This window comes from Aquipluma nitroreducens (assembly GCF_009689585.1).
GTDB classification, from domain to species: domain Bacteria; phylum Bacteroidota; class Bacteroidia; order Bacteroidales; family Prolixibacteraceae; genus Aquipluma; species Aquipluma nitroreducens.
Genome location: NZ_AP018694.1, coordinates 3,420,210 through 3,446,138 on the forward strand (window position 1 = coordinate 3,420,210; position 25,929 = coordinate 3,446,138).

Sequence of the window (25,929 nt, forward strand, 5' to 3'; positions counted from 1 at the left end):
TGGTTATTTGATTTTGATTACTGTTTCATTTTCAAGAAAGTATTTATCCTGACTTTCCTGACAGAAAGCGATTCCATTTTCATCAAAAGAAAGACGATGTCCGTATTCACTTACCCATCCAATTTGTTTGGCCGGATTCCCAACGACCAAAGCATAAGGTTTAACTTCCTTGGTAATCACAGAGCCTGCACCGATTAAGGCATATTCTCCGATGTTATGTCCGCAAATGATGGTGGCATTGGCACCAATGGTTGCTCCTTTTTTTACCAGCGTTTGTTTGTATTCATTTTTGCGATTGATGGCCGAACGTGGATTGGTTACATTGGTGAATACCATGGATGGTCCCAGAAAGACATCATCTTCACAGATGACTCCTGTATAGATGGAGACATTGTTCTGGACTTTTATATTCCGGCCAAGTACAACCTGAGGTGAAACAACGACATTTTGACCGATGTTGCAGCCTTCACCAATTATACAGTTGCTCATGATATGCGAAAAGTGCCATATTTTAGTTCCATTTCCAATCTGGCAGTTTTCATCAATTATTGATGTTGCGTGTGCGAAGAAATTTAGTTCGGACATTTTTGTTTTTATTAAATGAAAGAAGATGCTACGAGATTGCTTCCTCTTACCTCGTCGCAATGACGCTCTGATTATCGTCATTGCGAACGTAGTGAAGCAATCTGCTCAATATGTGCTATTTGTGATTATTCTGCTAGGTTCGTAATAAAGCTATGAGTATTTTATTTGAATGACTTCAGCGTATCAGTAATCTTCAATAGAATATCCTCATTCATCTCAGTATGAATAGGAACCGATAAAACCGAACGGCATAATTGTTCTGTATTGGGTAGTTCAAAACCTTGAGGAACGTACTTATTAAAGGCATCCTGTTTATACAATGGAATGGGGTAATAAATCATGGATGGAATCCCCTTTCCCGCTAAAAAGGATTTTAGTTCATCCCTTCTACCATTCTTTATTATAAGGGTATATTGATTATAAGTATGATTTATATTGTTTATCTGTTGCGGAATTTGACCGAATTGCCAATTGGCAAGTGCATTGTCATAAAAATCTGCTGCTTTTTTACGTGCATTCAGATGTTCGTTCAGATGTTCAAGTTTTACATTTAAAACTGCTGCCTGAATGGTATCGAGACGGGAATTACAACCAATAATTGAATGATGGTATTTTATCTTCTGTCCATGATTGGCAATCATCCTAATTTTTTCAGCCAATATATCATCATTCGTAAACAACGCACCACCATCACCAAAACAACCTAAATTTTTTGTTGGGAAGAATGATGTACTGCCAATATGCCCTATTGTTCCGGTTTGTTTAGTTGTGCCATCAGAAAACATGTATTCAGCTCCAAAGGATTGGGCATTGTCTTCAATGATCCAGAGTTTATGTTCTTGAGCAATCTTCATAATTGGTTCCATATCTGAACATTGTCCAAATAGGTGAACAGGTACAATTGCTTTTGTTTTTTTTGTAATTGCTCTTTTAAGTTCAGAAATAGAAATGTTGAAGGTCTTCGGATCAACATCAACCATAACTGGTATAAGTCTTAGCAGGGCTATAACTTCGGCAGTCGCTGCATAAGTAAATCCTGGAACGATGACCTCATCGCCAATTTCTAAATCCAGAGCCATTAACGCAATCTGAAGAGCATCAGTCCCATTTGCACACGTAATCGCGTATTTTGACCCGGTAAATTTTGTTAGATTGTTTTCGAATTCAACGACCTGTTTGCCTTTAATAAAGTCTGTTGTATCCAGGACATCCTGAATAGCACTATTGATTTGTGGTTTAATTTTTTGATATTGGCTGAATAAATCAACCATCTGTATTTTTGAATTGGTCATAAGAGCTGGTCGTTATTGTTTTACTTCAGAGATTTTGGTATTTGGTTCATTTTGTTGATTACTATTGGTTATTCCATTTTGTCTTTATGTCTTTCAGGTATTCTTTCCCAAATACCATTCCCGTTCCAACAATTCCTCCTAAAAAAAGCCAGATGAATACAATCATTAGTTTCTTGGGTTTTGACTTTTCGTTTGGAACCATTGCAGGCTCTAAAATGGAAAAAACCGGGGTTTCTTCTTTGACCTGAATTTTGGCTTGTTCCAATTGTTTAGCCAATTCGTTGTACACGTTCATGGCAATGGTGTAATCTCCCTGTAAGCGCGATTCTTCTGTACGTGCCACCGCGCTGGTCACATTCTTGTTTTGATCGCTAAAAGATGCAAGGCGAATCTGCGCCTTTTCAAATTCTTTCTTCTTTTCCTCGAAGCGTTGTTCAATGAAAGACAACTTATCTGATGCTTTTTCGATTTTAAAACGTGTGATGTATTTCTGGAGCAATTCGCGAGCCTGGTCTGCGACTTGTGCCGAGAGCATTGCTTCAGGAAAAGCAGCTTGGAGTGTGATAAACCCTTGTTTGGAATCTAAGTTAATGGTTACCTGCTCGGCAATCATCTTCCGAACCTTTTCTTGTTTCTGAGTTAATTCAATAGGACCCCTATTCTCTGGATTTATTCTCTGCTCCGAATCGCCTTTGATCGCAGTAATGATTACACCAGGAAGGCCAATAGTGTATTTGCCAATAAGAGAGCTTAATTGTTTACTGGCAATTTCAGTATAATATTCATACAGACTTATTGGATGATTTAAAGATTTAACGGTAAAAGAAGTATTCATGAGTTCCATTTGGAAAGGAACAGAAGACACAATTTCGGGATAAACTGTAGGCGAAAGTACATCTCCAGAGGTTGCATTATCCAGATTAAAACCAGCCATTGCTGCCAATGAAGATAAGCCTCCTAGTTTGCTTGTTGATGAGGAAGCTTGTGGAACTATGGTTGTGGTAGCCGTGTATTCTTTGGGCGACAGCAATGCAATGGCAACTCCCAGAATTCCTGCAATCAATATCGATTTAAGAATGATGCTTCGGCCATTCCAAAAGGTTTTTGCCAGTTCCAGCAAATCTATTTCGTCGTCGTTCGTAACGGGTGGTTTGGGATTGGAGATTGGTTGGGTGCTCATGTATGGAGTTATGAATTATGAGTTATGAATTATGAGTGTTCAATGGCTTAATACCATAAGGACTGATGGATTGATGGACTGAATAAATAGTCAATGATTGATTGTGGTTGTATCCTTTGCCGTCTGCTTTAGCTGACGGAATGAGATATCATTATAAATTCTAACTATTTTACTAATGTCGCAATGGCAATGGCTACAGTAGCCATGGTACTGGCAATGCCCAACCATTTCCCGGTATTATCGATGCGTTGTTTTTCAGGTTTTTGAGGAACAATAATCTGACAACCCGGTTCAACTGTTGGATAATTATGACCAAGGAAAACTCGGGTAACCTGAGTTGTCCCGTCACTATAGATCACAAAGGTTTTGCTTTTTTTTGCATTGTCGCTAAACCCACCTGAACGGTTGATGAAATATTTCAGACTTTTTCCACTTTGGTAAGCCAGTCCTATTGGGTTTTGTACTTCCCCAGAAATACGAACTTCCTGAGATACTTCAGGTATGATGATTTGGTCGCCATCTTTAAGCATATAATCGAATGCAGACCCCGGTTTTTTCATAATATCATCGAGTCGTAATTCCAGTTTGTCACTTGATATTTGTTTTTCAGCTTTAGTAATTAAACTATCGGGTAAATTATTTCGAAGAATTTCTGCCTTTTGGATGGAATCAGGATTGCTTCGTTTCATGCGTGCCCCTTTAATAAAAGCATCGGGCGTTAAGCCTCCTGAACGCTTAATGAGGTCTGAAATACGTTCTTTCTTCGATCCGATGCTGTATGCTCCCGGAAAACGCACTTCTCCTGTGATGAAAACTGTTCGCTGTTGATGATAAGAAGGAGCTTTTCGCACATAAATATAGTCGAAGGGTTGCAAATGAAGGGTGTCGCCTTTAGCATCCAGATTCAATTTTCTGTCGATGTTAAACTGATACAATTTAACCAGTTCATCGCTCATCAGGTTAGATTCAGCATAATTATGGCGGCGAGCCAGTTCAATAAACGATTCACTGGCCGCTTCGGTAAATCCTCCAGCCTTGAATATCATATCTTTTAAGGTCATGTTGTCTGAAAATGGATATACACCCGGGTTCTGTACTTCTCCCAGAATTTGAATTGTTCTTTTCTCGCGCATGCTGAAAATATCCTGAATGATGACCTGATCTTCACGTTGTAGTTTAATGTCATTGGTTCCCTTTAAGATATCGTCAACGTTAAATGATAAAGTCATTGGGGCAAGGTTGTTTTGAAGGCGGACAATCAATCCGCGGCTACTGAAATAGTTTTCGGTAACTCCCTGTGCTTTCTTGATCAGGCCAGAAAGAGTAAGTCCTTCGGTCAATTCGTAGGTTCCCGGACGGAAAACTGCACCCGAGATGTTGATCCGGTTTTCGAATCGTTTGATTACTTCGGAGGCAACAATTGAATCGCCATTGTTAGGTACAAAGCTTTCATAAATCGATTGATTGATGTCGATTACTTTTTTCTCGGTATCGGTGATACGTGTCAGTGATAGTTGGGCTTTGAATGCCTGATCAGTGAATCCTCCCAGGTAACGAATCAGATCTGAAAGCTTTTCTTTTTCGCTAAGTTCAAATATTCCTGTTCGTTTAAATGCACCAGCTGCCTCAACCCGTTTTTGGTAGGTTGGAATATAAATGATATCCTGCTCGCGCAGTTGTATATTTCCATCCATATTGGCATTAATCATGTAATCGTAAACATCAATGGTTTTTACTATTTTGTTGTCGCGGATCAGTTGGATGTTACGGAATGATCCATTTTCATTAGGCCCTCCTGAAAGATATAACGCATTAAATGCTGAAGCAGTTGATGGTAGGGTATAGGTTCCGGGAGCCATTGCCTCGCCAATTACGTTCACTTTGATGGATCGCAGGTTACTGATACTTACATCGCCATATGTGTTCGGATTCTGTTCATCCATGCCTTGATAAATGGAGATTAACCGTTTCTTGATGAGTTCTTTTGCTTTGGCGAATTCCATACCGGAAACATAGATTTGCCCAATGTCCGGAATATTAATAGCTCCGTTTGTATTAATGGGTAATTGGTACGTTTGTTGACTAGCTCCCCAGATGGAAACGGTTAATTCATCATCAATTCCCAATACATAGTTTTGAGGAGTTGGCATGTTAACAGGAGGTTCAAAGGTCAATTTGTCTGAGTTGAAAAACTGAAATCCAAAAATCCGTTTGTTCTCTGGTGTGGTTTCAACAATTGCTTTTTCAGAATAGACTTCCTTTTTTAACTTAATTTTTTGTGACTTTTTAGTTGTCTGATTGGTTGTAGAATCTACTTTGGAAAAATTGAGTTCCTGTATCCGGCGTTTCAATTGCTCAATCTGAACGGGTGTTGCCCCTTGCATTTGTGCCATTTGTGCCGCCTGATCGATAGTCAGACCCCGTGCATTTACTTGGGTAACGATTTGCTGAATCTGTTGGTCAGAAAGATTATTGACATTAATACTTGCAGGATTTTGAGCCTGTAGAGTAACAGATGCATAAAAGCAGATAAGTACACCAATGAATAAGCTTATTTTTTTCATAAAAAATATATTGAGGCTTTTATATGTAATGAGAATGAAATAATGTCGCAATTTTTTTATTAAGCCACGAAATTGACTCACCCCGTCGCATCTGTGATGCTCTGCCCCCTCTCTCGCGAGAGAGGGGCGAAACGTCCGCTAGCGGACGTTGGGGTGAGTATTTTTGATAATACGAATAAATTGTTCCTATTATCTTATATTCGGATTTGATAATTAATATTGTTTAGTTTCTTGCGAAAATAAGAATTAAGCTGGAGCTTAATTTAGATTTGTACAAGCATTTATTGTTTCAGATCGCCAGATCAGCAGCACTGGCTTATTCCTGAATACCCGGATCAACTCTTCCTGACTAAGAATAATGTATTTAATAGATCGGCTAATGAATTCTTCAGCTTTTAAAACGAGTGAATCGATCAGCTCCCGGTCTAGCTTATTTCCAATCAGAACCATATCAATAATTTGAGAATCTTGTCCAGTGGCAAAATCACCAGTTAGGTAGGCAGCCTGAAGATCTCCAAGCTGACTCGTAATTTTATCAATGATCTGGTCAATGCCAACAAATTTCTTTAGGATATTATTGATATCCTCGAATAGCGGGTGACTGATGTTTGCAAAATACATTTTTTTATTGCCATCGTTGGTTGAATTAAGAAGTTTAGCTTTTTCCATTTTATTTAATTCAACCCGGATTGAGTTGCTTGATTCGCCGAATTCAGATTCCAGGCTTCTCAGGTAACTCTTTGTTTCACTGTTTAGAAAGAATTTGAGCAAAAGTCTAATGCGCGTTTTTGATGTAATCAGGCCTTCAATCATTTTTCAGGGAATTAATGAACGTATGAATCTTCCATTGCAGTAGTTTTTATGATTTGATTTCTGCTGAATGATGGCAGTTTTTAAAATGGAGATAGGTTCGGCTTTCATGGCTTCGCCACCTCAGTCACATCGCTGTGAAAGAGTTGGCTGCAAATTAGGCATCAATGATAGACTGGTAATTTGAAATCTGAATGAGTTTCAGCATGCCTACAGAAGCTTTTTAGATGCAAGCTTGAGTACAAAAGTAACTCAAATTAATGCTGAAATTCTATGTTCTTATTAATATATGTTGTTTAATTCAATGAGATGCCTGTTTTTGTATTTGAATGGTCGAATTCAGGATATGAACGAAAGGTCTTGCTCCCTTCATCATGAATACACACACCATTTAAAAACCATTTTGGATCGATTTTATTGCCCACGCATACTTAATGTGCGAAGATTTATTCTTTTATCTGTTAAGGCGAGAGCCTAAATGGAACTGTATTATGGGAAAGATGCTTGTACTGTTGTGATGTGATATTTACAGAAAAGGGAATAGGAGAAAGGAATCAGGCTCAGGGAAATAGTAGGAAGACAATAACCCTTTTTCGGACGGAACAGCACGGGCCTTTAAGGGCAGTTGCCGGACTTTGAGACCAGAACTTTGAAATCAGAGTGAATTCGCAAAAGAGAATGTTATTTGTTCAATAGCTCTACTTCATTGGTTCCCAAGTCAGCGTGAACGCAGAATCCCAAATCATTAAAGCGTAAAACAATGCTGCGTTTCCCCCGAATTTCAACAACTTCTCCTGATATGCCTGACATAGGACCGGAAACAATTTTCACAAAAGTACCTTTTGATATTCGTTCAGATGTCACTTCAACTTCCGTATTCATGTTTTGTACAAAATACTTGAGGTCGCTGATCTGGTTTTCAGGAATCGCGGTCGGAAAGCCTTCGAAACAAACATATCTGCGTACAGCAGGTATGTTGAGAACCTCGTAATATTCACGAGTGCTGACTTTTACAAAAATATACCCACGAATCAATGGATTTTCTACGACTTTTACCCGGTCGCTCCATTGTTTTTTTTCAATCTTTAATGGTAAATAGCAGTCTATGTCTTTTTTTGTCAATTCCTGGCATACTTTTTTTTCTGCTCTGGAATCAGTGTAGGCTGCATACCATTTATAGGTATTGTTAAGTGAGTCATTTGCCATTAGATTCTTCTTCTGTAGTGTTACCAAACCATTTCATGGATTATATGCCGAACTCGTTTCGGCATATAATCCATGAAAAAATTAAGAAATAAGTTCGGTGAACTGCCAGATTCGATCAAGGTGACTTGATCCTAAATATTAGTCTCCTTCAAAATCACATCGTGCGCTCCGCCTTCGATGATGCTGGTTGAAGATACTAAAGTGATCTTGGCATTCTTTTCCAACTCCGGAATGCTTAATGCGCCACAGCTACACATGGTCGAAATGATTTTGCCGACCGTAATATCCAGGTTGTCTTTTAGCTTTCCGGCATAAGGGACATAGCTGTCGACACCTTCTTCAAATTTAAGGCCTTCGCTGCCGCCCGTATCGTAGCGTTGCCAGTTACGTGCCCGGTTCGATCCCTCGCCCCAGTATTCTTTCACGTAATTACTTCCTACTTTTAGTATTTTGGTTGGACTTTCGTCGAAACGGGCAAAGTACCGGCCCATCATAATGAAATCGGCTCCCATAGCTAACGCAAGCACCATGTGGTAATCCTGAACAATACCTCCATCAGAGCAAATCGGAACATAGATTCCGGTCTGTTCAAAATATTCATCGCGGGCTTTTGCTACTTCAATCAAAGAAGTTGCCTGACCGCGGCCAATCCCTTTTTGTTCGCGGGTAATGCAGATAGAACCGCCGCCAATTCCGACCTTGATGAAATCGGCACCAGCTTCAACGAGGTAGAGAAAACCGTCTTTGTCGACCACATTCCCAGCACCAACTTTTACTTTTCCGTTGTATTTATTTTTAATGAATCCGATTGTTTCGGCCTGCCATTCAGAAAAGCCATCTGACGAATCGATACACAAAACATCTACTCCTGCTTCAACCAATTGTGGAACACGTTCAGTATAATCGCGCGTATTAATTCCTGCACCTACCAACAATTTCTTGTTTGGGTCGAGTAATTCGTTTGGATTTTCTTTATGTGCATCGTAGTCTTTCCTGAACACAAAATATTGCAGGTTCTGGTCTTTATCGATGATAGGAAGGGTATTGAGTTTATGATCCCAGATTATGTCGTTGGCTTCAGTAAGTGAAATGCCCAGTTCGCCTGTAACCAGTTTCGAGAATGGGGTCATGAATTCGCTGATTTTTGTATCCAGATTGTCTTTTGATTCGCGGTAATCGCGGCTGGTCACAATTCCGAGCAGTTTGCCGTTTGAAGTCCCGTCGGCAGTAATTCCAATCGTGGAGTGACCGGTCGATGCCTTAATGGCAAGCACTTCTTTTAAGGTGTCGTTTGGAGTTAAATTGGCATCAGATACAACAAATCCAGCTTTAAATTTTTTTACTTTCCGAACCATCTCAACTTGTGTTTCAATGGCCTGAGAGCCGAATATAAATGACAATCCTCCATTTTTTGCCAGTGCAATGGCCATTTTATGATCGGAAACCGACTGCATAATTGCTGAAACAAATGGAATGTTGAGTTCCAATTCAGGAGCAGTACCTTTTTGATACTTGACGAGGGGCGTTTTTAATGATACGTTTTGCGGAAAACATTCTTTCGTAGTTAATCCGGGAATCAATAAATATTCATTGAAAGTTCTGGAAACATCGTTGAAATACCTGGCCATATGTTTGTTTTTAAATTGAAAAAGTGTGCAAATTTAAATAAAAAGTTCGGAGTGTCTAAAGTTCGGAATGCCTAAAGTTCCGACTCCAGTCTCCCTTCGATACGCTTTGCTACTCAGGGAGCGGTTCTCCGGTCTTCGGACTCCGGTCTTCTGTCTTCTTTTAATATTCTCCTTTTAGGAAAGCAGTGCCGTTGAACAGGGCTATTTTATTCCCGTCTTCATCGGTGATGTCGACAATGTATGTCGCGAGCGTTTTGCCTGAACTATGTTCTTTTGCGTTGGCGGTTAACTTTCCGGAAGATACACCCTTGAAAAAGTTAATCGTCGCATTGGCTGCAACAGCAATTCTTCCATGAGAATTGGACGCTGCCGCAAAGGCAAAATCTGCAAGTGTAAATAGGGCTCCACCCTGAATAATGTTTACGCCATTCAAATGCTTTTCGGTAACGGTCATTTCGGCTGTAGCCTCTCCTTTGCCTATTGAAACCAGATGAATGTCATTGCTACTGGCAAATCGGTCATTCAATAATAGTTGCTCGAGCTTTTTAATTCGTTGTTCCATATTCAATCGATTGGGTTGACGAAACCTGAAAAAAAAAGCGGGCTATTAGCCCGCTTTTTTCCTGATCTATTCTATTAATAAAATTTTGATCGTTTGTCGACAATTTCGGTGACCTTTTTAAGGGATTCAAAAACCTGCGATCCGGCTCGATAACCCAAGGTTTGAGCGATTCGGTTTTTTTCGCCTTTCAGATCGGTATCTGTACCGGTTGTGAACGAAGTTACCTTAGTCAGATAAACCCCATTGTTTCCTTCGATAGGAGCTGAAACTTTTCCTTCAGGAAGTGAACAAACAGTACCTACAACAGCTGGTTCGAATCCGAGTGTTGGAATTGAGAAGCTGGTGAAGTTAACACCGGTAGCCTCTTTAACATCAGTTGAAAGTTTTGAAGCTACGCTTGCCAGATCAGATCCGGCACTTTTTAACTTGTCGGCAAGCAACTGTGCTTTTTTCTCTTTGCGAACAGCCAGATCAACACGTATTTTAGCTTCTTCGAAAGTTGATAATCCTTCTTCTGTTGCACCAGTCATGGCAGCAACAACAAATTTGTTCCCAAATTCGAAGATCGTAGATCCTTCGTTATTCACACACATTTTTCCTGGCTCGGCAGTAAATGCAGCACGCACAAGTTGGCGTGAAGATTCCAATCCGGTTACTTCACGGTCGTTTTCTTTCAGTGTAGCAATTTTTTTATCTAGCTTCTGATCAATCACGGCTTTGTTGAACGCTTCAACAGTTTGGTTTTCGCTGGCAAATTTGCTGGTTTCAGAATAAATCTTCTGGTAAGTTTCAGTACTTGGTTCTACCTTTTTAGTAAGAATGGCAACACGAACCTGATTGGTTTCTTTACCTTTCTTGGTTGGTTTAATCAGGTGGAATCCGTAGCGAGTTGTAGCAATATAAAGTTTGTTTACTTCGCCTGAGAAAGCAGCTTCTTCGAATTCAGGAACCATTTGTTTACGTTTGAACCATCCCAGATCACCGCCCTTAATTTTAGAACCTGTATCTTCGGAGTATTTCATAGCAGCTTCAGCAAAGCTTCCGCCGAGTTCAATGTTTCTTTTCAAGCTGTCAACCAAAGCCTGAGCTTTTTCAACGCTTCCTACTGTTTGTGGATTAATCAGGATGTGGCTTGCCTGAACAGAGTCGGGCAACATTTTAAACTGATCAATTTTAGCTAATTTGTATTCGCCGTTTTCAAAATAAGGTCCGTAGAAATCGCCAGGTTGAGCACTGAATGCCCAAGCTGCAATAGCAGGAGAAAGCTCTTCTTTTTTCGAAAAAGTTGGATCAAAGCGAGTGTCTGAATTAACGTTGATGTATTGAGCATTATCGGTAACAGTCGAAAATTCAGCTTTGCTGTCGTTTAACCATTTCTGAGTAGCTGCTTTATCAGCTTCCGACGGAAGTACTTCGAATGTAACATATTCGATTTTCCGTGTTTTATCTTGTCTGTACTCATCTTTGTGTTTGTTGTAGTAGGCTTTCAATTCATCATCCGAAACTTTTACATCACCATCGGATACTGTTGAGTAGTTAAGTGCTACATACTGAAAATTAGCATTCTTGTTTTTTTCGATTAAACTCTTTTTAGCCTCGTCGGTTGTAACATACAATCCTTTTGAAACTAAAGTACTGTATTTAGTGCGCAGTTTATCTTGTCTGATCTGGTTTTCGATGTATAACCAATACGATTTTTGTTCAGCAGTGGCATTGGTTTCAAGCGATTTTAAGAACTGGATAATTGCTGACTTATCAACTTGTCCTGTTTTTTGGTTTCTGAAAAGTTGCTGAATAATCGGATGTGGGTTATTTCCTTGCACCAAATCAAAAAGTTCTTCGGCGCTAACAGTAATGCCTAGCTTTTCAGTTGCTTTTCCTATAATGTTTTCCTGAAGGTAACCTTGCCAAACCTGTTCGCGAATCTGTTCCCATGTATTTTCATCGATCTGCGTCTGTTGGGTATTCATTTTGTACACTTCAGAAAGCTCTTCAACTTTCTTTTGAAAATCAGGATATTGTATAGATTCCCCATCAATTTCAGCAATTTTCATCTGACTGGGTCTCATTAACTTACTTCCCGAATTGAGCATATCGCCCAAAATAAATGCGCCTAAGGCAAGCCCGATTACGATCGCTATCATCATACCCCCGCGATTCCGTATGTTTTGTAAAGTAGCCATTTACTGTTAGTTATTTTATAATAATTAATCGTTAAAATTTCGCGGTACGAAGATAATAATTTTCAATATTAAACCTCCGAATTCGATTTTTATTTTAGTTATCGTCCAATATCTTAAGGTGAACCAGTTCAATTTTGGTACTGGTTGCTTTAAGTATTCTGAATTGGTATTGGTCGATTGTGATTACCGTATTTACTTTAGGAATGCTTTCGTAATTGGCCAATATAAATCCGGCAAGTGTTTCGAAGTTTTCGTTTTCAGGGAATTCAAGGTCGAAGTTTTCGTTCAGTTCATCGAGTTCTAAACGGCCAGAAAGGACAAACTCAGCATCATTGATTTTTTTCATGATCAGATCAATCGTGTCGTGTTCGTCTTCAATTTCACCAAAAATTTCTTCCAGAATGTCTTCGCTTGTAACCATCCCGGATGTTCCTCCAAATTCGTCGACAACAATAGCCATGCTCAAACGCTGCTGAATAAATTTGCTCAATAGTTTGCTGGCTGGCATTGTTTCGGGTACAATCAATACCTTACGCAGGTTCGACTTAATTGAATCGGGTTTTGTAAATATAACCGAATGGTGAATATAACCAACAATGTTGTCGATATTGCCTGAATAAAATAAAATGCGGGAGTATCCGGTTTCGATGAATTTTTGATGAAGTTCTTCAACCGTCGAGTCGATATCGAGAGCAACCATTTCGGTTCGTGGAACCATAACCTCACGAAGCTTTACTTTGGAAAAGTCAAGCGCATTACGGAACAGTTTCACTTCGTTGTCTATCTCCTGACCCGATTTGGGCGCAATGTTGTTTTCTTGTTCATCAACAAAATGAGTCAGATCTATTCGGCTGAAAACAACTTTTTCATCTACATTTTGGATCTTTTCATTCAGGATAACTTTTAGAACAAATTTTGAAATCCCCATTGCAATTTTTGTTATGGGGTAGAAAAGGAAATAGAAAAAGGCAATGGGTACCGTAAATGCTTTTAATATTTTGTTCGGATTGATCCGGAAAAGCATTTTGGGCAAGTATTCGGCAGTGGCCAGGATGATTAGGGTTGAGATGATTGTTTGCGCCAATAAAACTAGTGAATCGGATTGTAAATATAAAAACAGGATGGGTTTGAGCAGGTTGGCGAAAGCTATACCGTATATGACCAAAGCCAGATTGTTGCCAACAAGCATTGTAGCTATAAATTGACCGGGGTTTTGGGTGTAAAGCGAAATCAGACTTGAAAATACTACATTTTGTTTTTTGTCGAGTTCGAGCCTTAACTTATTGGCCGAAATAAATGCAATCTCCATTCCGGAGAAGAAAGCAGAAAATAAAATGGTTATAAAAATGACGATAAGCAAATTCATAGGTATTTTATTTCTCTACGTTAACGTACATGTTGCCTTTTAGATTCTTGATGTGATAGGACGTAAAATCCTGATTTGACTCAAACCCGATGCCAGTATACACCTGATCTTTTTGAATGATTTTTACGAACTGGTCGGAGTAAATTTTTTTGTTTTTGGTGTCCCACACCAGATATTCGGTTTTGAGCGTGTCGCCTTTTAAGTTGACAGCAATCACATTATTTTTGGCTTCCCATCGATCCTCGCCGGTGAAATTTTTGGCGTATTGGGCAGTTATACTTGAGATAACGTTCATTTTGGCATCGTACTCTACAATTTTCACTCCCTTAGGAAATTCAATGTAAGGATCTTTTTCGTTGTCGTGCTTGATTAGCAGTGGTGTTTGCATTTTAGACCGAATGATCGACGAATCGGATACAAGCATTTCAAACCCTTCGGCAGTGATTGCCGGTAAATCTTCAGTACTGGTAACCGTCTTTATTTTGGAAATTTCGTTTTCGCACGAACCCAATAGCATTGTTAGCAAGACAATGAATGAGAAAAATGTCACTTCCCAAATTCGAAATCTTTTTAACTTTTTGAATTGCATATGATTTACTGCATTAATGCTTGTTTTTGCCAAGATAGAATAAATTTTACATTTTGGAACGACCCAACGTGCGTTGAAAGATTAAAGCTAAAAATAAAATGTGTTAAAATGAAGTGAGCCATGAGCATTATTTACTCATGGCTCACTTCCTCAAATCGTAATTTTTTGTGTTTTGACGATTAATCAAATTTGCGTTTTACAAACCAATAGTCGTATAAATTCAGGTACAGACTAAATTTGGTATAGTTGTTTCTTACGAGGTTATCTTTTGTTGTTCCTTGTTTGCCAAATTCAAGCGCAAAATTGGCAGTTGATTTTGATTTCGGAAATGGGAATCCAGCTCCAAAGCTTACTCCAAATTCTTTAATCTGATGGTTGTTTAATTTCAGGTACGAACTTTCATGATGAAGTCCGGCTCTGTATCTCACTCTGCTAAAGTAGTTTCTTATTGAAAAGGCATTTGGAATGTATTCAAATCCGGCAGAAATGCGACTCTGATCAACTAAATCGACATTATCGGTGGCCGGGTTGTATAGTTTTTCTCCGAAGAAAGTGGCTTTACTCCATGCTGCATGATAATAGTCAACATTGACTTCTAGCTTGTTTACTTTATTGTACGATAACCCGATTCCGAATGTTGACGGCAGTTTAATGATGCCTTTGCTTTCAGGAATAAATTCAAGGGTGTCAGAAAGAGAACTTGAACTTACAGTTATTATCTTTTGCGAATATAACCGATGAAGCGCTGTTACGTCTGACTGTTTTTCGAATGTGACACCAAGGGTTAAATATTGATTTTTTTTAATTTCCTGATCATATTGAAGTCCGTAAGTAAGCGTAAAATCGCGAAGACGGGTTCCTTCAACTTTTGAAATGTAGAACAAGTCGGCACTATCAAAGCCAATTCCAGTATTCTGAGTTATCCGGCCAAAAATATAATTCAAGTTAGCACCTACCGACAAACCTTTAAACGGGCTGATTGATGCTCCAAAGAAGGCTTTTGAGTTCGTTCCATCGCCTGAATAACTGTGATAAACGTTTCCAACTCCTGTCACGGCTTCGGTAAAGGCAACCTCGTAGCCCATATCAGAAAATGGCTGAATCCCCATTCCTGCACCTAACCATTTTGTTACCGGCCAACTCAGCGAAAAATATCTGAAATTGACGTCGTTGGCATTCATTTTCCCGGTAGAACTCTTGTATTTCGAATAGGTACCATCGATACCAAAATCGAATATAAATGATAAACTATCATTTGCATCGTAAGAAGCCGGATTCGCAGAATTGATCTGAACGCTGTGACGACTACCAAGTGAAGCTCCTCCCATGGCAGCTGTACGGCCATAACCATATTGGTGCAAATCACCTAATCCATATCTTGAAAAAGGAGATGTTGTGTTGTTATTTTGCGCAATGCCAGATAATCCGCAGAAAATCAAAACGATAGCGACTGATAGTGCATTATTTATTTTTAGCATTGTATTCCAGGATCCTGTTTAAACCAATTAGGGTTATATTAAAGTGTACAAATATGGTATAATTTAATTTTTTATCAAAAAAAATAGAATCACCCCCAGTCATAACGATCTGTAAATTCTGATAATTTTTGTTAAATAATTCGATAGTTTGAGCAATCTCGTATAAAATTCCATTTTGAACTCCGGCACGGATGGCATCGGTTGTGTTTCGTCCAATGTGTTGAAAATCATCAGAATGATTAACTAAAGGAAGCTTCCCGGTAAATTGATTCAGCGCTTTAAAACGCATTTGCAGTCCAGGTGAAATATTTCCGCCAATAAACTCATTCTTTTCTGAAACCAGATCGTAAGTTATGGCAGTTCCAGCGTCGATTATCAGTATATTCTGATCGTGGAAGAGCTCGTTTGCCCCAACGGCTGCAGCAAGCCTGTCTTTTCCCAGAGTTTCCGGCGTTTCATATAAATTTTTAATCGGAATCTCGGTTCGATGGTCAAGTTCAATGAAAAAATCAAAATTTCCGGATAAAAATTGAAGCAACTCGTCGTTAACGGGTTTTACGCTCGAAAGAATGGCCTGGTTTAATTGAGGATGTTCATCTTTGAGCATTTTTAAATGATTTACTGTTAATTGCTCGATCGGAACATTAAACATTAAATCGTGCTGATTGAACAAAGCAATCTTTGTGCGACTATTACCGATATCGATTACGAGATTGAGCAAGGTTAATCTTCGATTCGTTGACTGATATCCATCGCACTAACCGAGTGGGTGAGTGCACCGATTGAAATATAATCGACTCCGGTTGCAGCAACGTCGCGTAAGCGTTCGAGGGTAATATTTCCTGATGCTTCTATCTTTGCCCTGCCGGCAATCAATTGAACTCCTTTGCGCATGGTTTCCAGATCCATATTATCGAGCATGATAACGTCAGCTTTTGAATCAATGGCTTCCTGAACCTGCTCAAGTGTAGTGGTTTCAACTTCAATTTTAATTCCATGGTCAACACTGGCGCGCACCGCTTTTACTGCCGCAGCAATTCCGCCAGCCACTTCAATGTGATTGTCTTTGATCATGGCCATGTCGTGCAGCCCGAGACGGTGATTACTGGCACCTCCGGTTTTTACAGCATATTTGTCAAGCTTGTTGAAGCCTGGAAGTGTTTTGCGTGTATCCAAAATCACGGTCTGAAAATCTTTAACAGCATCGGCATATATGGCTGACATTGTTGCAATACCCGATAAACGCTGCAAAAAATTAAGAGCAGTTCGTTCGCCAGTCAGCAATGCACGGTAGGTTCCTTCGAACTCAACCAATACATCACCTTTCTTAACTTTCGAGCCGTCTGGTGTCAGTTCATTCCAGATCAAATCCTGATCAAGTTTTCTGAAAACCATTTCGGCAACCGGAAGTCCTGCAACTACACCATCACTTTTGGCAACCATTTTAGCTTTTCGCCTTAATTCTGAAGGGACTATGTTATCTGTTGTAATATCACCTTCGCCGACATCATCTTTTAGTGCCAGGTCGATTAGAATGATAGCTGCTTCTTTTACTTTTTTGTTCATATTCTATTTTCTGATTTCCTGAAATTTAAACTGATGGTCTATCTGCTGAATCAGGTGAGCGCAAAAATTCGGGTCTTCCGATTGATAATCTTCCCGAATATGTCCGCCACGGCTTTCTTTTCGAATTAATGCCGATTCGCAAATGAGGCTGCAAATATCAGTAATGTGTTTGATTTTTAAAAGATTGTATTCTGTAATTTTTTCAGGTAAATGGTTTTTTATCTCCTGAAGTTCTTTTATTGCTTCGTTTAATTTTTGGGCCGAACGTACGATTCCTGCCTTTTTACTCATTAGCGTTGCAATCTGGTTTTTAGTCTCCAGGAAGAAGGTTTCATTGGCGTTATCCACGTGAATGATATTTATTTCTGGCATACTAAATGCAATTTCTCTTTCTGCATTTGCTTTTTCGGCTGCCCGTTTCCCGAAAACGAGGCATTCGAGCAGCGAGTTACTTGCCAGCCTGTTGGCTCCCATAACTCCGGTTGAAGCGACTTCGCCGCAGGCAAACAGTCCTTTGACGTTGGTTTCTCCATTCAGGTCGGTCTGTATTCCTCCAACCATGTAGTGCGCTGCCGGTGATATTGGCAACAGGTCGCTAGTCAGGTCGATGTTGTATTTTAATAAGGTATGGTATATCGTTGAGAACCGTTTTTTTATGGTTTCCGGATCGAGGTGTTTTAAACTCAGGTAAACGAAATCGGAATGGTGAATCTGCAACTGATTGTAAATTTCAAAGGCCACCACATCGCGGGGAGCAAGTTCTGCAAGAGGATGACTGTGCTGCATAAACCGTTCGCCTTCTTTATTAAGTAGCCATGCACCTTCGCCACGAACAGCTTCGCTGATCAGAAATGCGTCTTCGCCCGGAATATAAAGGGCCGATGGATGGAACTGGATAAATTCGATGTCGGCTAATTTGGCGCCAGCGTGGTATGCCAGTGCAATTCCGTCGCCAGTGGCGGTATGCGGATTGGTTGACCGATCGTAAATGCGAGATAATCCTCCGGTTGCGATAATGGTTGATTTTGATCTGAAAATAATGTTATTTCCGCTGACAAAGTCGAAAGCCTGAACTCCAGAACAAGTCTGATTTTCAACCAAAAGTTCAACAACAGTGGTGTACTCGAAGGCCGAAATGTTATTTTGCTCCTTAACACGGTTCAGCATAAATAAAGTGAGTCCTTTCCCGGTTGCATCTCCTCCGGCATGGAGGATACGGCGATGACTATGACCACCTTCCAGCCCAAGAACAAATCCGTCATTTTCTTTGTCGAATTGCATTCCGAGCTGAATTAATTCCTGTACACAACTTTGTCCTTCGCGAACCAGTATTTCTACAGCATCCAAATCGCAAAGCTCGCGGCCTGCAGTCAGAGTGTCCTGAATGTGCGATTCAAACGAATCTTCAGGAGCCGTAACAGCGGCGATGCCGCCCTGAGCATAATATGAGTTACTGGTATCGAGATGAGATTTGGTAATGATGGCAACACTTCCGTTTTTCGAAGCGTGATAAGCAGCCGTAAGTCCGGCTAACCCACTTCCTACGACAATGGTGTCAAATTCTTTAATTTCAGTTGAATGAAGATCTGCCATCTGAAGATTGTTTTCTTACAAGGGCGCAAAGGTATAAAAACAGATCGACAGGAGCATGACAAACGGCATTTTGTGTGTTACTCGCATGGTTTCTTAACTCAAATAGTATATTTGGAAGAAACTTATTCTTTAATTTCTAGCATGAATCCGCTTCCGTGTATGTTGCGGATTTCGACTGACTCATCGTCAGCAAAGAATTTCCGGAGTTTGGTGAGGTAAACATCCATGCTGCGGGCGGTAAAATAACCATCGTCGCCCCATATTTTTCGGAGTGCGGTTTCGCGTGGTAGCAACTCGTTCCGGTTGTCGCAAAGCATTTTTAGCAGTTCTGCTTCTTTGGGCGATAGCTTTTGCTTCGAATTGTCGTGTTCGAGGGTTCGCAATTTGAAATCGAACTGATAAGTGCCGATTTGATAAAAGTCTGATTCTTTGGATTGGTTCCCATTTCCTCTTTTTAAAATGGCCTTAAGTTTAAAAATAAGGACTTCGGTATCGAATGGTTTGGTGATGTAATCGTCGGCACCAATTTTATAGCCTTTCAAAACATCCTCCCGAAGGTTTTTTGCGGTCAGAAAAAGAATTGGAACAACTGAATTCAGCTTCCTGATTTCTGAGCCGATGGTGAATCCGTCAACATTAGGCAACATCACATCCAGAATACAGATGTCGTAACTACTTTTATTGAATTGGGGTATAGCAAGTTGCCCATCATCTACCCAATCGACTTCAAAATCGTTGATTTCGAGATAGGATTTCAGGACAGCACCAAAACTGAGATCGTCCTCAACCAGAAATATGTGGGGTTTTGTGGTCATTATTCAGGATAAATTTATAGTGTAAAGATATTAAGTAATAAGAATAATATAATGTCGTATTTATTTGTTTGTATGCTATAATACTGAAAATAGAGGAGATTGAAGCCTTAGAGTCTTGTAGTAAAAACTCTAATAATACAATCAGAAAACGCAGTCAATGCCTTCTTTTATCTAACCAAGGAAGGACGATTATTGACTTGGCCAGCATTTTTGATGTTGACCGCAGAACCATCGAACGTTGGTTCGATAATTGGGAAAAAGAGGGCGTGGGTTCTCTTCCAATTACAACCGGCAGAGGAGTAAAAACACGACTTAAGGGTCTTGAAGATGTACTTTCTGAGCAATTAGAAATTCATAGCAGAAATCTAAAAAATGTGCTCCTTCATTTAGAAGAAAAGCACAACATTAGAATCTGCAAAAAGACCTTGCAGAATTTTTTAAAAGATACTAGGCTATAGATGGAAACGAGCTCGACTGTCTTTAAAAAGATTACGCAAACAAGATGAATTTGAATTAAGACAAGGACAAATAGATAGCCTGAAACAATTGGAAGATAGCGGATTCATTGATCTTTACTTTGGTGATGAAAGTCATTTTGGACTTACTCCAAATGTACCTTATGCCTGGCAAACGAAAGAAAATCCGATATTGCTACCTGCCGCCAAAGGGAGATTTCTAAATGTTGTGGGTTTAATGAACCGTAAAAACAAACTATTCTTTGATGTACTTGAATCCACATTCAATTCTGACAAATTAATTTGTTTTATGGACGATTTTGTTGCGCAAACTATTAAAAAGACGATTGTAATACTTGATAATTCGCCTATACACAGATCTAAAAAATTCAAAGCTAAAATCCAGATGTGGAGAGAGCAAGATGTATATATTTTCTTCTTACCTCCATATTCACCCGAATTGAATTTGATAGAAATATTGTGGCGTAGGATCAAATATCAATGGCTGAGTTTTGATGCATATCTCTGTTTTCAGAATCTCAAAGAACGATTGTTAAATGTCTTACAAAATGTAGGTATAAAATACGACATTATATTTTAACCATTACTTAATGCTGATAAACAAAAGGATGATTTTATTTCTCTTTCCCTTTTACCTTTTTGCTCCTAAGCAACCGGAAATTGTCATTAGTCATTGGTAAAAAGTTTAAAAGCATCTTCCCGAATGACTGATGACTATTTTCTAATCTCGAATAAACGGAATGAAGACTTCAAAACTACTTCCTTTTCCTTGCTCACTGTGTACCGTAATGTTTCCGTGGTTCGCTTCCAGAATGGCCTTCACATAGCTCAGTCCGAGTCCGAAGCCTTTTACATTATGAATGTTTCCGCTCGTTTGGCGATAGAAGCGCTCGAAAATACGACTTTGAACCATTTTGGTCATGCCAATTCCTTTATCTTCAATCGTGATTAGTATTCCTTTGCTGGTGTTTCGGGTGGCGATTTTAATTTCCGGGGCGTTTAACGAGTATTTATTGGCATTGTCGAGCAGGTTGTAAATCAGATTGGCAAAGTGGTTGACATCACTTGTTGCCACCGGATTGACAGCTTGAAAATCACTGTCGATTGTTCCACCTTTTTTCTCAACCTGAAGCACAATGCTTTGCATGGCGTTTTCAATGACTTCGTGCAAGTTGAAGGCTTCCCAGTTGAATTCAAATTCTTTTTTATCGAGCCTGGCAATGGTTAAAATATCTTCAACCTGTCGGTTCATTCGTAAATTTTCTTTTTTAATCATCCCGATAAAATACCTGATTCGCTCCGGGTTTTCAATCACTTTCTGATTCGAAATAGAATCGGCTGCGACAGAAATGGTTGCAATCGGGGTTTTAAACTCGTGCGTCATATTGTTGATGAAATCCGACTTCATTTCCGAAATTTTCTTTTGCTTCAGAATGAAATAAATACTAACAGCAAAAGTAACCAGAACAATAACTGAAAAAATCAGGGAAATCATCAATAACCAATTGATTGTTTTGTATATAAACGATTCTTTTTCAGGAAAATAAACTGATAGCTTTATGTTTTTCTGGAAAATATCGTTTGGGAACATATTTACTTTGTAATTGCTTTGAGCCAGAAGGATGGAATCTGCTTTTACTGTTTTGGATGAAATTAGCGAATCTTTGATGATCCCAATCTCAAATGGGATGGGAATGTTGCGGTTTTTGAGTTCCATCGTTAATACTTCTTTTACGCGATCAATCGACACATCCTCTTCCCACATCGAAATTTCCTGAACGACCTTGTTGGCAACCCGTTTCAGTTGGTCGGTTTTGACTTCAAATCTTCGTTTTATGCCAGATGCCGAATCGTTCCATTCTTCGTATTGACCGACAAGCGAATCCATTTTATGAATACCATGCGAATATAGTGAGTCTAAATTTTGGGCAAGGCTATCTTTATTTATTATGACAACTTTCTTATTGCGTCCATAACCCAATCTGTTGTTTTTGGTCGAAATATGATATTGAATGCCTTTTTTACTTCTTTCTCCTTTCACGATCATCTCAATTTGTTGGGCTGATGGCTTTGGTTGGATCAGTCTCCTTTGGGATTTCGATCCTTCAAAATTTGGGGATGGTGGGGGAGGAGGTGGAGGTGGCACAGCATCAGGAAGATTAGCTGTGTCGCCCAAAGCAAAATGATTAATCATCCTGAAATCTTGCAACGTTTCAAGCCGGTTAGTTGTGCCGTTCAATGCTTCGCTAACACTGCGGTCGAACAATTCATTTCTAACCCGAATGGCATTGTTCATCCATACCAACTGAATGATAATGATTCCGAGAATCGAAATACCCATTAGCGCGATAAGCCCTGTGATGATTTTCTTGTTCATGATTCAAAGGTAATCATTAAATGTAACGTTGATAGGACTTTAACTTTTCCTTAACAGACTTTAACCGGGCATTAACTCAGTGTTTGCTAGAGGTTAGCGTATCTTTGTTACACGAAACGAACTAAAACATTTGCTGCGAAAAAGAATGAATTTTAGATGCGGGCTCCTATAGATCGCACAGATTCTTAAAAATAGAGAATGGCTCTTTCAAATGTAAATTATTCACTAAAACTATATAATCATGAAAAACAAATTGCTCTCAGTTGGATTAGTTGGATTGACAGGTGTATTGCTCTCATCTTTTATGTTGGTACAAAAGGACGGTGAACCGCAGGAACCTAAAAAATCACGCCATATTAAAATGGTAAAAATTGAGGACGGAAAAAAAATGGAACTGGATACGGTTTTGACTGGTAACGATGTTTTTGTATGGAATGGCGATACTATAAATCTGGAGAAACACATCAAAAAGTTTAATCGCACTGAGTTTGACAAGATGCATCGGTTTGATGTAAAAGTAGATAGGAAGGGTGAACCCGAAGATGTAATGATTATCAACCACAAAGGTGGAAAAAAAGGTGATCCTGCGATTTGGAGAATGTCGCCAGACGATGGTATGGAAGTAATTACTGAAGATATTGATTCGGTTGGGAAACGAATTATAGTTAGAAAGCGGATGAAGGATGCCCATGGAAACAATATGATTTATTTCAATGAAGAAAACATGAAGGATTTTCCGCCCATGCCGCCCATGCCCCCTGTGCCTCCGGTTCCACATATGAAAATGATGGGAATTCAACATTCCGGACAAATCATTGATTTGAATGACCCCAACATTATTTCATTTAAGAAAAAGGAAATGAGTGGCGACCGCGAAAAGATTGAGATCATCCGTAAAAAATCGGGGAACAAGGAAGAATCGACTTTTAATTTCCAATTTGACGATGAATTGATGCCTCCCATGCCTCCCAATGCACCGGAATTCAATTGGAAATCAGATGGTGATAGTCTTCGCACGAGAATTATTGAAAAGAGAAAAATAATAAAAGGAAAAGATGGCAAGGAAATTGATGTAAAAGTTGAGACTGAAGAAAATAAATAGCATACTTTTGCGTTAATTATGTTGTGCACTTTCCCCCGAAGTCATAACGCGATAACAATTAAACAGAAATCAGTAAAAGCGATCGGAATAAATTTCTGATCGCTTTTTTATTGTACTAGTTTCTAAGTGTTTGGAGCATTAATTTGAAAGGTCGAAATCAACAATTTTTATTGTTTTTAAAAGAAGAAACCACCGAAGGGGGATTCGGTGGTTCAAATGCCTTTACATTTCTGTGATGGGCCATACTAACACATAGCGGTCCTGAAATTGAATTTAATGCTGTTTAACTTGAAAAAAATCGCGTTATGTGTTTGCTGAATCAAAATTAGATAATTGTTATTTCTGTTGGAATTAAATTCTGTGAACTCATGTTTTTTGTAGACAAACGGCAGTTTTGGCAATAATAAATGTAGTGTGGATAATTTTTCTTGAATTTCGATGGTTGTCCAGTTTTTGCTGCATAAACGTCGTTGTGACACATCTTTTTTGTAAACGGTTAACTCGATAATCTGAGATTGTTTTGAATCGGACTGACTTATAGTATATATAATAATCCGATAAATTATTTATAAATTTGTGAACCACTAAACAAAAAAGCCAATGCACTCTGTTGAAAATAAATATGAAGAGCGCATGCTCTGGACAAAGTTTCTCGAAGGAGATACCCAGGTGCTGAGTCTGATTTTTATGCGCTATTCAAATTTGTTATTCGATTATGGCTGCCGGTTTACAGATGATCAGGATTTGGTAAAAGATTCTATTCAGGAAGTGTTTTGCACGTTGATAAGAACCCACAAAAATTTATCGGACACAGATAATGTAAAGCTCTACCTTTTAAAATCGGTTAAGCGAAGAATTATTCGTGAACTGAAGTATGCCAGTAATAAACCGCTGTCATTAGACGATCATGATTATTCATTTAACTTCGTTTGGTCTGAAAATTTGGAGAATCAGTTAACCGAAGTTGCTGAGGAGAAGATGCTACTAATTGCTGATGCTATGAATTCACTTACTGAAAGACAAAAGGAAGCAATTTACCTACGTTTTAACCGTGGACTCGAATACGAAGAAATATCTTCTTTGCTAGGCCTCAATTACCAATCATCGCGTGCCTTAATCCATCGAGCCATTGATAAACTTCGTGAAATCGTTCATGTTCAGGAAAGGAAAATCACCCAGATTTTTTTCTCTATTCTATTTGGTAATTCAAAAGCTGTTCTTTAACACAAAAGAAAGTTTGAAATTCGCATCAACAAAAATCAACAGCTTGTCTTTTGTTTATAGAAATTATAAACATGGATAAGTACAGAGATTATTCTGCGGTCGACTTTTTAGATGATGAGCGCTTCCTGAAGTGGCTATGCGATCCAACTCAGGAAGATATTGATTTTTGGAATACTTTTCTTAAAAATCACCCATACAAAAAAGCGGAAATAAAAGAAGCGATCCTTATATCTAAATTATTCCATTCAAGCGAAAATAAGCTTAAGCTCACCGAACAATATGAACTTTGGGAAAAGATTCAGAATGAATCGAAGTCGTCAAGCCGGACATATTTTTTAGGATTCTTAAAATATGTAGCTGTATTTGTTCTGGTTTTCTTTTCCGGAGCGGTTTCTTATCGAATTTATCAAAATTTAACCATACAACAACAGTTTCAGTTGGCCGAATCTATTCCCGCGGCTAAAGGCGAAGCCATGATTGTTTTGGCTGACGGATCAACGGTATCGCTTGAAAAACAAATGTCTCAAATTTCTTACAGCGAGAATGGCGAACAACTCATTGTAAACAAAGATACGATACAGCTGAAGCCTGGTTCACAGGCCGAATCAATCAATAAAGTAATTATTTCATACGGAAAAAAATCAATGATTTTGCTCGCTGATGGCACCAAGATTTGGCTTAATGCTGGAAGTCAGCTCGCATTTCCAGCCGTTTTTTCTGATGAAATCAGGCAGGTTACTTTGGTTGGTGAAGCTTTCTTCGACGTAGCAAAAAATCCGGAGAAACCCTTCATTGTGAAAACTTCAGATTTAAGTGTCCAGGTTCTGGGTACACGTTTCGATATTTCGGCTTATCCTGAAGATAAGGTGATTCAGACGGTTTTGGAAGAAGGAAGAGTTTACCTGAAATACCTGGGGAAAGGAATTTTGAATCGGGAATATGCCATTGAGATGCAACCAAATCAAATAGTCGAGTTGGATAAGGCTTCAGGTACGGCCAGCCGGAAAATGGTTGATGTTTCAAAATATATCTCTTGGAAAGATGGATTACTCGAATTTGAAAAAGTGGATTTGGAGAGAGCATTAAAGCAGGTTGAACGTTTTTATGATATAAAAATTCTTCTGTCAGATGATGCAATTAGAAGTTACAAGCTTTCGGGTAAACTGGATTTGAAAGATGAACCTGAGAAAGTATTAAATGTAATTAAGCTAACAGTACCGATTAACTGGCAGAGAAAGAGTAACGGAGATTTTATAATAACTAAAAAATAACTAAAACCGAAATAAAAAAATCCGAAGAATGTTCCCGCATTCTCCGGATCGAAATAAAAAGT

Annotated in this window: 22 protein-coding genes; 5 read left to right on the forward strand and 17 right to left on the reverse strand. The window is 39.0% G+C overall.

Annotation, left to right across the window (positions count from 1 at the left end; translation table 11 throughout):
* Positions 1 to 3: 3 nt before the first annotated feature.
* The 16 genes from AQPE_RS14340 to AQPE_RS14415 all read right to left on the reverse strand — a co-directional run bounded on the left by AQPE_RS14340 (position 4) and on the right by AQPE_RS14415 (position 19,417).
* Positions 4 to 585: an acyltransferase gene (locus tag AQPE_RS14340; RefSeq protein WP_318347188.1), complete on the reverse strand. Its 582-nt coding sequence runs from the start codon at positions 583 to 585 to the stop codon at positions 4 to 6.
* A gap of 161 nt (positions 586 to 746) precedes the next feature.
* Positions 747 to 1,856, reverse strand: coding sequence for a DegT/DnrJ/EryC1/StrS family aminotransferase (locus AQPE_RS14345; RefSeq protein ID WP_318347189.1), 1,110 nt, complete (start codon positions 1,854 to 1,856; stop codon positions 747 to 749).
* Between the two features lie 82 nt (positions 1,857 to 1,938).
* Positions 1,939 to 3,057: a GNVR domain-containing protein gene (locus AQPE_RS14350; protein WP_318347190.1), complete on the reverse strand. Its 1,119-nt coding sequence runs from the start codon at positions 3,055 to 3,057 to the stop codon at positions 1,939 to 1,941.
* Between the two features lie 164 nt (positions 3,058 to 3,221).
* Positions 3,222 to 5,621: an SLBB domain-containing protein gene (locus tag AQPE_RS14355; protein ID WP_318347191.1), complete on the reverse strand. Its 2,400-nt coding sequence runs from the start codon at positions 5,619 to 5,621 to the stop codon at positions 3,222 to 3,224.
* A 258-nt stretch (positions 5,622 to 5,879) separates the two neighbouring features.
* Positions 5,880 to 6,434: an ArsR family transcriptional regulator gene (locus AQPE_RS14360; RefSeq protein ID WP_318347192.1), complete on the reverse strand. Its 555-nt coding sequence runs from the start codon at positions 6,432 to 6,434 to the stop codon at positions 5,880 to 5,882.
* 678 nt (positions 6,435 to 7,112) lie between these two features.
* A complete protein-coding gene (locus AQPE_RS14365) occupies positions 7,113 to 7,637 on the reverse strand; it encodes a UpxY family transcription antiterminator (RefSeq protein ID WP_318347193.1) in 525 nt (174 codons plus the stop codon).
* Between the two features lie 131 nt (positions 7,638 to 7,768).
* Positions 7,769 to 9,265, reverse strand: a complete 1,497-nt coding sequence (locus AQPE_RS14370; RefSeq protein ID WP_318347194.1) for an IMP dehydrogenase — start codon at positions 9,263 to 9,265, stop codon at positions 7,769 to 7,771.
* 160 nt (positions 9,266 to 9,425) lie between these two features.
* Entirely contained in the window at positions 9,426 to 9,827 is a 402-nt protein-coding gene (locus AQPE_RS14375; RefSeq protein WP_318347195.1) for a PaaI family thioesterase, read from the reverse strand.
* Between the two features lie 74 nt (positions 9,828 to 9,901).
* Positions 9,902 to 12,010, reverse strand: a complete 2,109-nt coding sequence (locus AQPE_RS14380; RefSeq protein ID WP_318347196.1) for a peptidylprolyl isomerase — start codon at positions 12,008 to 12,010, stop codon at positions 9,902 to 9,904.
* 94 nt (positions 12,011 to 12,104) lie between these two features.
* A complete protein-coding gene (locus AQPE_RS14385; RefSeq protein WP_318347197.1) occupies positions 12,105 to 13,376 on the reverse strand; it encodes a hemolysin family protein in 1,272 nt (423 codons plus the stop codon).
* A gap of 7 nt (positions 13,377 to 13,383) precedes the next feature.
* Entirely contained in the window at positions 13,384 to 13,965 is a 582-nt protein-coding gene (gene lptC / locus AQPE_RS14390) for an LPS export ABC transporter periplasmic protein LptC (RefSeq protein WP_318351325.1), read from the reverse strand.
* Positions 13,966 to 14,144: 179 nt separating this feature from the next.
* Entirely contained in the window at positions 14,145 to 15,443 is a 1,299-nt protein-coding gene (locus AQPE_RS14395) for a hypothetical protein (protein WP_318347198.1), read from the reverse strand.
* A complete protein-coding gene (locus AQPE_RS14400; protein WP_318347199.1) occupies positions 15,427 to 16,164 on the reverse strand; it encodes a type III pantothenate kinase in 738 nt (245 codons plus the stop codon). The genes AQPE_RS14395 and AQPE_RS14400 overlap by 17 nt, the downstream gene beginning before the upstream one ends.
* A gap of 2 nt (positions 16,165 to 16,166) precedes the next feature.
* A complete protein-coding gene (gene nadC / locus AQPE_RS14405; RefSeq protein ID WP_318347200.1) occupies positions 16,167 to 17,009 on the reverse strand; it encodes a carboxylating nicotinate-nucleotide diphosphorylase in 843 nt (280 codons plus the stop codon).
* A 3-nt stretch (positions 17,010 to 17,012) separates the two neighbouring features.
* A complete protein-coding gene (gene nadB, locus AQPE_RS14410) occupies positions 17,013 to 18,602 on the reverse strand; it encodes an L-aspartate oxidase (protein ID WP_318347201.1) in 1,590 nt (529 codons plus the stop codon).
* 122 nt (positions 18,603 to 18,724) lie between these two features.
* Positions 18,725 to 19,417, reverse strand: coding sequence for a response regulator transcription factor (locus tag AQPE_RS14415; RefSeq protein ID WP_318347202.1), 693 nt, complete (start codon positions 19,415 to 19,417; stop codon positions 18,725 to 18,727).
* Positions 19,418 to 19,485: 68 nt separating this feature from the next.
* Between AQPE_RS14415 and AQPE_RS14420 the strand changes: the two genes are divergently transcribed.
* Together AQPE_RS14420 and AQPE_RS14425 are read left to right on the forward strand one after the other, a co-directional pair.
* The gene (locus AQPE_RS14420) at positions 19,486 to 19,875 is read left to right on the forward strand and encodes a helix-turn-helix domain-containing protein (RefSeq protein WP_318347203.1); all 390 of its coding nucleotides are present in this window, start codon (positions 19,486 to 19,488) and stop codon (positions 19,873 to 19,875) included.
* Between the two features lie 16 nt (positions 19,876 to 19,891).
* Positions 19,892 to 20,473: an IS630 family transposase gene (locus AQPE_RS14425; RefSeq protein ID WP_318351326.1), complete on the forward strand. Its 582-nt coding sequence runs from the start codon at positions 19,892 to 19,894 to the stop codon at positions 20,471 to 20,473.
* A gap of 141 nt (positions 20,474 to 20,614) precedes the next feature.
* Here AQPE_RS14425 and AQPE_RS14430 read toward each other — a convergent pair whose 3' ends face one another.
* Positions 20,615 to 22,270 (reverse strand): sensor histidine kinase, encoded by a 1,656-nt coding sequence (locus AQPE_RS14430; RefSeq protein ID WP_318347204.1) that lies wholly within the window; start codon positions 22,268 to 22,270, stop codon positions 20,615 to 20,617.
* Positions 22,271 to 22,511: 241 nt separating this feature from the next.
* On the opposite strand from AQPE_RS14430, the gene AQPE_RS14435 reads away from it, so the two are divergent.
* The 3 genes from AQPE_RS14435 (at position 22,512) to AQPE_RS14445 (ending at position 25,867) form a co-directional block, all read left to right on the forward strand.
* Entirely contained in the window at positions 22,512 to 23,372 is an 861-nt protein-coding gene (locus AQPE_RS14435; RefSeq protein ID WP_318347205.1) for a hypothetical protein, read from the forward strand.
* A gap of 600 nt (positions 23,373 to 23,972) precedes the next feature.
* On the forward strand, positions 23,973 to 24,596 hold the full coding sequence (locus AQPE_RS14440) for an RNA polymerase sigma factor (protein ID WP_318347206.1): 624 nt from the start codon (positions 23,973 to 23,975) through the stop codon (positions 24,594 to 24,596).
* Positions 24,597 to 24,667: 71 nt separating this feature from the next.
* Positions 24,668 to 25,867 (forward strand): FecR family protein, encoded by a 1,200-nt coding sequence (locus tag AQPE_RS14445; RefSeq protein ID WP_318347207.1) that lies wholly within the window; start codon positions 24,668 to 24,670, stop codon positions 25,865 to 25,867.
* Positions 25,868 to 25,929: the final 62 nt, after the last annotated feature.

What these genes read in the sequence shown, in the direction of transcription:
- AQPE_RS14340 (WP_318347188.1), bottom strand. Translation starts at nt 585, where the DNA reads ATGTCCGAACTAAATTTCTTCGCACACGCAACATCAATAATTGATGAA.
- AQPE_RS14345 (WP_318347189.1), bottom strand. Translation starts at nt 1,856, where the DNA reads ATGGTTGATTTATTCAGCCAATATCAAAAAATTAAACCACAAATCAAT.
- AQPE_RS14350 (WP_318347190.1), bottom strand. Translation starts at nt 3,057, where the DNA reads ATGAGCACCCAACCAATCTCCAATCCCAAACCACCCGTTACGAACGAC.
- AQPE_RS14355 (WP_318347191.1), bottom strand. Translation starts at nt 5,621, where the DNA reads ATGAAAAAAATAAGCTTATTCATTGGTGTACTTATCTGCTTTTATGCA.
- AQPE_RS14360 (WP_318347192.1), bottom strand. Translation starts at nt 6,434, where the DNA reads ATGATTGAAGGCCTGATTACATCAAAAACGCGCATTAGACTTTTGCTC.
- AQPE_RS14365 (WP_318347193.1), bottom strand. Translation starts at nt 7,637, where the DNA reads ATGGCAAATGACTCACTTAACAATACCTATAAATGGTATGCAGCCTAC.
- AQPE_RS14370 (WP_318347194.1), bottom strand. Translation starts at nt 9,265, where the DNA reads ATGGCCAGGTATTTCAACGATGTTTCCAGAACTTTCAATGAATATTTA.
- AQPE_RS14375 (WP_318347195.1), bottom strand. Translation starts at nt 9,827, where the DNA reads ATGGAACAACGAATTAAAAAGCTCGAGCAACTATTATTGAATGACCGA.
- AQPE_RS14380 (WP_318347196.1), bottom strand. Translation starts at nt 12,010, where the DNA reads ATGGCTACTTTACAAAACATACGGAATCGCGGGGGTATGATGATAGCG.
- AQPE_RS14385 (WP_318347197.1), bottom strand. Translation starts at nt 13,376, where the DNA reads ATGAATTTGCTTATCGTCATTTTTATAACCATTTTATTTTCTGCTTTC.
- lptC (WP_318351325.1), bottom strand. Translation starts at nt 13,965, where the DNA reads ATGCAATTCAAAAAGTTAAAAAGATTTCGAATTTGGGAAGTGACATTT.
- AQPE_RS14395 (WP_318347198.1), bottom strand. Translation starts at nt 15,443, where the DNA reads ATGCTAAAAATAAATAATGCACTATCAGTCGCTATCGTTTTGATTTTC.
- nadC (WP_318347200.1), bottom strand. Translation starts at nt 17,009, where the DNA reads ATGAACAAAAAAGTAAAAGAAGCAGCTATCATTCTAATCGACCTGGCA.
- nadB (WP_318347201.1), bottom strand. Translation starts at nt 18,602, where the DNA reads ATGGCAGATCTTCATTCAACTGAAATTAAAGAATTTGACACCATTGTC.
- AQPE_RS14415 (WP_318347202.1), bottom strand. Translation starts at nt 19,417, where the DNA reads ATGACCACAAAACCCCACATATTTCTGGTTGAGGACGATCTCAGTTTT.
- AQPE_RS14430 (WP_318347204.1), bottom strand. Translation starts at nt 22,270, where the DNA reads ATGAACAAGAAAATCATCACAGGGCTTATCGCGCTAATGGGTATTTCG.
- AQPE_RS14435 (WP_318347205.1), top strand. Translation starts at nt 22,512, where the DNA reads ATGAAAAACAAATTGCTCTCAGTTGGATTAGTTGGATTGACAGGTGTA.
- AQPE_RS14440 (WP_318347206.1), top strand. Translation starts at nt 23,973, where the DNA reads ATGCACTCTGTTGAAAATAAATATGAAGAGCGCATGCTCTGGACAAAG.
- AQPE_RS14445 (WP_318347207.1), top strand. Translation starts at nt 24,668, where the DNA reads ATGGATAAGTACAGAGATTATTCTGCGGTCGACTTTTTAGATGATGAG.